The organism is Nitratireductor aquibiodomus NL21 = JCM 21793 (assembly GCF_000615975.1).
GTDB classification, from domain to species: domain Bacteria; phylum Pseudomonadota; class Alphaproteobacteria; order Rhizobiales; family Rhizobiaceae; genus Nitratireductor; species Nitratireductor aquibiodomus.
The window spans coordinates 20,952-29,397 of record NZ_BAMP01000051.1 but is presented as its reverse complement, the minus strand read 5'-3'; the positions used below and the strand labels follow the sequence as shown (position 1 = coordinate 29,397).

Sequence of the window (8,446 nt, the reverse complement as noted above, 5' to 3'; positions counted from 1 at the left end):
GACCGGCACCGGTTCCTGCGCCTGCGCCGGCCCCAGCTGCGCTGCCGCCATCCTTGCGCATGGAAAGGCTGATACGCTTGCGCTTGATGTCCACCTCAAGCACCCGGACCTTCACCACGTCTCCGGCCTTCACCACCTCATGAGCATCCTTCACGAAGCGGTCGGCAAGCTGCGAGACATGCACGAGCCCGTCCTGATGCACGCCGATGTCGACGAAGGCGCCGAAGGCGGCGACATTGGTCACCGTGCCTTCGAGGCTCATGCCCGGCTTCAGATCCTTGATGTCGTCAATCCCCTCGGCAAACGTCGCCGTGCGGAAGGCCGGGCGCGGGTCGCGGCCGGGTTTCTCAAGCTCGGAAATGATGTCACGCACCGTCGGCAGACCGAAGCGATCATCCACGAAAACACGTGGATCGAGCGCCTTGAGCGCACCGGCATCGCCCATAAGCGCGCGCACGTCGCGGCCGCATGAGGCGACGATCTTGCGGGCAACGCCATAGGCTTCCGGGTGGACGGATGACGCGTCGAGCGGCTCTGTGCCGTTCTGGATGCGCAGAAAGCCGGCACATTGCTCGAAGGTACGCTGTCCGAGCCGCGCCACCTCCAGAAGCTCCCTGCGGCTGGAGAACGCGCCATTGGCATCACGATGCGCGACAATCGCCTCGGCGATCGATTCACCAAGGCCGGAAACCCGCGCCAGAAGCGATTTGGAAGCCGTATTCAGATCGACGCCCACCGCGTTCACCGCGTCTTCCACCACCGCATCGAGCGCCTTTGCCAGACGATACTGGTCCACATCATGCTGATACTGGCCGACGCCGATGGATTTGGGTTCGATCTTCACCAGTTCCGCCAGCGGATCCTGCAGGCGGCGCGCGATGGAGACAGCCCCGCGCAGCGACACGTCGAGATCGGGGAATTCAGCCGCTGCCGTGGGTGATGCCGAATAAACCGAGGCCCCCGCCTCAGACACCACCACCTTGAGCGGTTTGGGTGCCGGCATGTCGGAGAGCATGTCGGCAACCATTTTTTCCGTCTCGCGGCTGGCCGTTCCGTTGCCGATGGCGATGAGTTCGACGCCATGCTTGCGGATCAATGCCGAAAGCGCCGCCTGGCCGCCGCGCAGATCGTTGCGCGGCGGGAACGGGTAGACCGTTTCCGTGTCGAGCAGCTTGCCCGTGGCATCCACCACCGCCACCTTGACGCCGGTGCGGATGCCGGGATCGAGCCCCATCGTCGCGCGGGTGCCCGCGGGGGCTGCCAGAAGCAGGTCCTTCAGATTGCGGGCGAACACGTTGATCGCCTCTTCCTCGGCCCGCTCGCGCAGATCACGCATCAGATCGAGGGTGAGATGCAGGAAGAGTTTTACACGCCATGTCCAGCCGGCCACCTCCATCAGCCACTGATCGCCGGGGAGCGTTCCGCCGATCTCGTAGGCTGCCGCGATCATGCGCACGGCCGGTTTCAACGGGCTAGTGTCGTCCGTATCCACTTCCAGATCGAGCGCCAGAACATCCTCGTTGCGACCGCGCAGCATGGCCAGTGCGCGGTGGCTCGGTACGCCCGCCCAGCGCTCTGAATGATCAAAATAGTCGGAGAACTTGGCCCCCGCCTCTTCCTTGCCCTCAACCACGCGGGCGCGCAGCACCGCGCGCTCCTTCATGTGGTTGCGCAGTTTTCCAACCAGGTCGGCGTTTTCCGCAAACTGTTCGGCCAGTATGTCGCGCGCGCCCTCCAGCGCGGCCTTTTCATCCGGCACCTCATCGCCCAGATAGTCCTTTGCGAGATCCGCCGGCACCTTCGAGCGGTCTGCCAGAATGGCCTCTGCCAGCGGCCCCAGCCCGCGCTCTCGCGCAATCTGCGCCTTGGTGCGCCGTTTGGGCTTGTAGGAAGATAGATGTCTTCAAGCTCTGCCTTGGTGGCGGCTGTGGCGATCTTTGTCTCCAGTTCCGGCGTCAGCTTGCCCTGCTCGCGGATGGACCCGAGGATCGTGTCGCGCCGCTGATCGAGCTCGCGCAGATAGGAGAGCCGCTCGGAGAGGGTGCGAAGCTGCGTGTCGTCGAGCCCGCCGGTCACCTCCTTGCGGTAGCGCGCGATGAACGGAACGGTCGCCCCCTCATCGAGGAGGCCGATGGCAGCCTCGGCCTGCTCCGGACGAGCGCTGATCTCGGTGGCGATGAGGGCGGCAATGCGTTTGGCGTCTGCGGACATGGAATTTCCTGAATCGATTGGTGCGGCGAAGATAGTGTCATTCGCCGCAGCCTGCCGCTCACAAGAAGCGCTTTTCCACAATCGCGGACGTGAAGGGACAATGTGCGCTGAGAGGGAGTGCGTCCTTCGACAAGCTCAGGATGAGGGAGGATGGAGCTCGACCTCTCGGAAAAGAAGGAAGAGCTCGACTTCTCTGACCGAGGGAGGAAGTGCTCGCAACGTCCACCTTGATGGCGCGCTCCATCCTCCCTCATCCTGAGCTTGTCGAAGGACGCACGAAGCTCATGCCGGCGATCATACCGGCGCGCGCCTCAACGCGGAGCGAGGTCGGAAATCAGGCCGTTCACCACCTCCGCCATCAGCATGGAGGCAGAAAAATCGAACTCGTTGATCGCCACAAACACCCCCACCCCGCGCGTCGGGGCAAAAGCGTGATAGACGAACATGCCCTGCAGGCCGCCCGCCTTCTGCAGGATCAGCGGGCGATCGCCCTCCGGCTGCATCACGATCCAGCCAAGGCCCATCGCGTCCATGTGGCCGGATTCGTCAAACCCATAGGTGGGATCGAGCGCATCGCGCTGCACATAGGCCGCCTGGTCGAGAAACCGCATCTCCGCCATTTCCGGCGAAAAACGGTCAAGATGCCATTTTAGCCACTTCACCATGTCGTTGGCGGTTGAATAGAGCCCACTCGCCCCGGACATGACCGGCGTGTTGGGCACATCTGGCAGTGGCGAGCCATCGAAATTATGCCCCTGCATCAGCCGGTCGCGGTCATTCTCGGACGGTGCAAAAGTCGTGTCATTCATGCCGAGCGGCTCAAGCACCCGCTCGGCAAGCAGCGCATCATAGGGCTTGCCTGCGGCAGAGCCGAGAGCTGCGGCCAGCATGTCAAAGCCGAAATTGGAGTAGAGCCCGCCGGTTCCGGCCGGAAAGAGCTGCACGCCCTCGGCAAGCGCCTTCTCGTAGGTCTCTTTCGTCAGTGTAGAGAAAGGATCATTCTCCGGCCCCGGCTCCCGGTCGACCTCGCGCGGCAGGCCCGAGGTGTGCGTTGCCAGATCGATCAGGCGGATCGGCTTGTCGTCCACCACCGGAACGGTCACGTCCCAGCCGAGGCGGTCCTGCAGCCGGTCGGTGAATTTCACCGAACCATCGGCGACAAGGCTCGCCAGAACGGCACCGGTGAAAACCTTGGTCACGGAGCCGACCCGCATCAGCGTGTCGCCGTCCGGGGTTTTGCCGCTACCCTTCGCGGTTTCACCGAAGCCGAACACGGCGGTCTCGCCATTGCGCACCGCGCCGATCACGAGACCGGGAACATCGGTCTGCAGATAGAGCACCTGGCCGGAGAAATCGACCGCCTCGCTCAGCACCCTGTCCTCTGCGAAAGAGGACTGCGCCAGACCGACCGATCCAGCCAGCGCAAACGCGACAGCCCGAAGACCCCTTCCGTTCCAGTGCAGCATCTCACCCCTCCTCTTTCTGCGCGATGTCGTTCAGGCCCGGCCCAAAATCCTCAGCCGAATTTACCGGTGCGCGGAAATCCTTTCGGCGCCATGCGACCGGCGGCAGCGCGATTGCCCATCCATTCGGTGAGCTCCTCGCGCGTCTTGACGAAGGTCCGGTCGGCCGAATCCTTCCATGAAAGCCCCTCTTCCATGGCGAAGGTCTTGATGTCGGAAACACCACCGTCCTTGTAGCGTTGCAGGCGCACGCCCTTGCCGCGCGACATCTCCGGCACTTCGGAAAGCGGGAAGACAAGCAGTTTGCGGTTCTGGCCGACGATCGCCACATGGTCGCCCGAAACCGGCAGGCACAGCTTGGCCTCATCCGGTGCCTTCACATTCATCACCTGCTTGCCCTTGCGGGTGTTGGCGATGATCTCCTTCTCGGCGACGACAAACCCGTTGCCCGCGTGCGATGCAACCAGAAGCCTGCGCTCGGGATCATGCGCGAAGGCGGTGACGATGGCCTGATCGTTCTCCATGTCGACCATGATGCGCACCGGCTCGCCATGGCCGCGCCCGCCGGGCAGACGGTCGGCGCCGATGGTGAAGACCTTGCCGCCCGTGGTGAAGAGCAGGATCTTGTCGGTCGTCTGCGCATGGAAGGCAATCTTGAGGCTGTCGCCCTCCTTGAAGGAGAGCGAAGAGAAATCGGCCAGATGTCCCTTCATGGCGCGCAGCCAGCCTTTTTCAGAGAGCACCACGGTGATCGGCTCACGCTCGATCAGCGCCTCGTGAACCTCTTCCAGATCGTGCTCCGGAGCTTCGGCAAAGGTGGTGCGGCGCTTGCCCAGACCCGGATTTTTCTCCGGGTCGAAGGTCTGGCGCACTTTGGCCACCTCCCAGCGAACCGTCTTCCACTGGCGCGCGGTGGAGGCCAGCAGCGCCTCGATGCCGTCCTTCTCTTCGGAAAGCTTCTCGAATTCCTTGCGGATCTCGAATTCCTCGAGCTTGCGCAGGGCGCGCAGGCGCATGTTGAGGATTGCCTCGGCCTGCGTGTCGGTCAGCTCGAAGCGCGCGATCATCACCTTCTTGGGCTCATCCTCCTCGCGGATGATGCGGATGACCTCGTCGATGTTGAGATAGGCGACCAGATAGCCGGCGAGGATTTCCAGCCGCCTCTCGATTTCCGCCAGCCTGTGGCGCGAGCGGCGCAGAAGCACTTCGCGGCGATGATCGAGCCATTCGCGCAAAACCTGTTTGAGCGAGAGCACGCCCGGCACCTTGCCGCGCGAAAGCACGTTCATGTTGAGCGGGAAGCGGCTTTCCAGATCGGTCAGCTTGAAAACCGATTCCATGAGCAGCTCCGCAGCCACAGTGCGGCTCTTGGGCACCAGAACGATGCGGATGTCTTCCGCGCTCTCGTCGCGGATGTCTTCCAGAAGCGGCAGCCGGCGCGAGATGATCAGCTCGGCGATCTTTTCGATCAGCCGCGACTTCTGCACGCCATAGGGGATCTCCGTGACCACGGCCGTCCACATGCCGCGCCCCTGCTCTTCCTTGTGCCAGCGCGCCCGAACGCGGAAACCGCCGCGGCCTGTCGCATAGGCCTCGCGGATGGAATCCGGTCCCTCGACGATGATGCCGCCGGTCGGGAAATCCGGCCCCTTAACGAAATCGAGCAGCCGCTCTGGATCCACATCGGGATCGTCGATGATGGCGAGCGCTGCGTCGCAGACCTCTGCGGCGTTGTGCGGCGGGATCGAGGTGGCCATGCCCACGGCAATGCCCGACGAACCATTGCACAACAGGTTCGGGAACGCGCCGGGGAGCACGGTGGGCTCCTCGTCTTCCTCGTTGTAGGTCAGGCGGAAATCGACCGCATCCTCGGTGATGCCGGTCAGGATTTCCGAGGCGACCTCGGTCATGCGCGCTTCGGTGTAGCGCATGGCGGCCGCGTTATCGCCGTCGATATTGCCGAAATTGCCCTGCCCGTCGACCAGCGGGTAACGCATGGCAAAGGGCTGCGCCAGACGCACCAGCGCGTCATAGATCGACTGGTCGCCGTGCGGATGGAACTTGCCCATCACGTCGCCGACGATGCGGGCGCATTTGGCAAAGCCTGATCAGGGCTCAGACGCAGAAGCCGCATCGTGTGGACAATGCGCCGATGCACGGGCTTCAGCCCGTCACGCACATCCGGCAGCGCGCGATGCATGATCGTCGACAGCGCATAGGCGAGATAGCGCTCTTCAAGCGCCTTTTTCAGATCGACCGGCTCGACGGCATCACCGCCGTCGCCACCGGGCGGAAGCAAATCTTTTCCCATGGTTTCGGGTTAGACCAGCGGGTGATTCGCGGCAAGGGGAGAGTAGCGAGTAGCGAGTAGCGAGTAGCGAGTAGCGAGTAGCGAGTATGGATTGCCTCAGGCGACACAGGTATCCAGCCCTATTCCCTATTCGCTCGCTTCACTATTCGCTCGCTTCACCTCGTCACCTGCGCCAGAAACCGCTCAATGGTCGCCGTCGCGGGGTCGCCCGGCTGGCCGAGCTTGCGGGCAATGGAGCCATGCGTGTAGCGCCCGCCGTCAAAAACGGCCGCACGCGCGCCCCGCGCCTTCAGGAGATTGGCATAGCCATTGGTCAGCGCCTTGCGGCGCGCGCCGTTGGAGCCCGAATGCAGGAAGAGATGCGGCGGGAAGCCGGAGCCACGCCGCGCATAGGTGACGGGCGACCAGCGCACCCAGTCATTGGGATCAGAGCCAAACGCATTGATATAGGGATAGCCGAGCGAACCGCGCATGCCGGCATAGGCGACCATGTCATAGGCCTGCACATCGTTGGGGATGACCCCGCGCACGGAGCCCGCAACATTGCGGGCGGCCGCCATCGCCACCAGGTGCGCGCCGGCCGAATGCCCCATGAGCACGATGCGCGAGGGGTCGCCGCCATAGCGCGAAATGTTGGAGCGCACCCAGGATATCGCCGCCGAAAGATCATTCACCTGACCGTCAATGGTGGTCTGCGGAACCTTGCGGTAGTCGATCGCCACCAGCACATAGCCGCGCGCGGTGAGCCATTCGGGCAGCGAATAGACTTTCTTGCGCGATCCCTTCACCCATCCGCCCCCATGGGCGTAGATGACGACGGGCGCCCTGCGGCCGCCGAAGGAGAAGAGATTCATGCGCACCACGCCCGCCTGTGCCGTCCGGCCGGGGCGGTCGGGCGCGTGAATATCCAGTTTCAGGCCGCTCCGGTATGTGATGCCTTCGTGAAGCTCCACCGCCCGGGCGGCAAAGGACAGAAGAATCAGCAGAAAAATCCCGGCTCCAAATCGCCCCAGTGCCCGCATTCCTCACCTCTCCCAGAGATATCTTGATGGCGCATAAACCATTTGAACGCCCGCAAAATTGACACAGGATTGCCCTCAGGTCATCCTCAGACCGCATTTCCCGGCGACCAAGCCGTTGGATGACTGTTACCTTACGCAATTTCAAGGAAATTCCCATGCTCAGCCACGTGACCAAGCTGAAGTCCCTTTCGCTCGCTGCCCTTCTTTCGGCCACGGCGCTGCAGCCCGCCTGGGCCTGGGAGGCAGAAGAGGTCGCCGCCCGCTACAAGACCCTGCTTGGGGATCAGGGGCTGACGGCAGAATGGACCGGCGTACGCCAGGAAGGCGATTCGATCATTCTCGAGGGCGCATCCCTTGGTCTTATCGACGTCAAAGCGAAGGTTGAGCTCGGCGATTTTCTTCTGGAGAATGTAAGCGAGACCGACAGCGTCTATGAGATCGGCCGGATCGCAATCGACAGTTTCGAGCAGTCGGAAGAAGGTTTTGACATCGCGCTGACCGGGCTTTCCGTCGAAGGGCTCATCCTGCCGAAGGAGGGCGAGAACGCGCCCTATGGCGGCCTGATGCAGTATCGTCGCTTCGCCGTCGACGAAGCGCGCGTGGGCAAGGATGAAGACCCCGTCTTCACCCTCGAAACGCTCAGCGCCGACACCACGCTCGGTGATGGAACCGGTGAATTGTCCTTCGTCGGCGCCGTCGAGAATTTCTGGGTGGATGTCGCAGCACTCGCCGACAACAGCGCCGCGCGCAGCAAGCTCGGTGAATACAGCTATGAGGAGCTGTCGGGCCGCGTCGACATGGCCGGAAGCTGGGCCCTGGAAGACGGCCGCATGAAGATCACCCGCTACGACGTCAAGGTCGAGAACGCCGGCACCCTGGCGATCACGGCGGACATCAGCGGCTACACACCGGAGTTCATCCGCACCCTGCAGGAAATGCAGAAGCAGATGGAAAGCGCCACGGAAGAACAGAAGCAGGCGCAGGGTCTTGCCATGCTAGGCCTCATGCAGCAGCTCAGCCTGCACGGTGCGTCGATCCGCTTCTCAGACGCTTCCCTGACAGGCAAGGTGCTCGCCTATGCGGCGGAGCAGCAGGGCGTCAAGCCGGAAGACGTGGCCAACCAGGCCAAGGCGATCGTGCCGCTCATGGCCGGTCAGTATCTCGGCCCGGACCTCACGCAGAGCCTGTCCAAGGCCGTCACCGCCTATCTCGACAACCCGCGCAACATCACGATCAGCGTTGCACCGGAGGAAGGCATTCCGTTCGCCGTTCTGATGGGCACCGCGATGGGCTCCCCCGAGGCGCTGGCGAAGCAGGTGGGGCTTTCGATTATGGCGAATGAGTGAGTGGCGAAAAGCGAAAAGCGAAAAGCGAAAAAATGGGTTGCAGGCTGTGCAAGGCCTGCAACCCCTTTCTTTTTGCGACCAGCTATTCGCTAC

3 protein-coding genes and 2 pseudogenes are annotated in these 8,446 nt (G+C 63.0%); 1 reads left to right on the top strand and 4 read right to left on the bottom strand.

Going from position 1 to position 8,446, the window contains the following annotated elements; translation table 11 throughout:
• The 4 genes and pseudogenes from JCM21793_RS26075 to JCM21793_RS14365 form a co-directional block, all read right to left on the bottom strand.
• Positions 1-2,211: pseudogene (locus tag JCM21793_RS26075) on the bottom strand (Tex family protein); the annotation flags it as partial.
• A 311-nt stretch (positions 2,212-2,522) separates the two neighbouring features.
• Complete coding sequence (gene ampH, locus JCM21793_RS14375; protein ID WP_025030818.1) at positions 2,523-3,677, bottom strand: D-alanyl-D-alanine-carboxypeptidase/endopeptidase AmpH; 1,155 nt, start codon at positions 3,675-3,677, stop codon at positions 2,523-2,525.
• A gap of 50 nt (positions 3,678-3,727) precedes the next feature.
• Positions 3,728-5,985: pseudogene (gene parC, locus JCM21793_RS26070) on the bottom strand (DNA topoisomerase IV subunit A).
• A 155-nt stretch (positions 5,986-6,140) separates the two neighbouring features.
• Positions 6,141-7,007: an alpha/beta hydrolase gene (locus JCM21793_RS14365; RefSeq protein ID WP_025030817.1), complete on the bottom strand. Its 867-nt coding sequence runs from the start codon at positions 7,005-7,007 to the stop codon at positions 6,141-6,143.
• A 155-nt stretch (positions 7,008-7,162) separates the two neighbouring features.
• Here JCM21793_RS14365 and JCM21793_RS14360 point away from each other — a divergent pair, with 155 nt between their 5' ends.
• A complete protein-coding gene (locus JCM21793_RS14360) occupies positions 7,163-8,353 on the top strand; it encodes an aq_1923 C-terminal domain (protein ID WP_025030816.1) in 1,191 nt (396 codons plus the stop codon).
• The last annotated feature ends 93 nt before the right edge of the window (positions 8,354-8,446 follow it).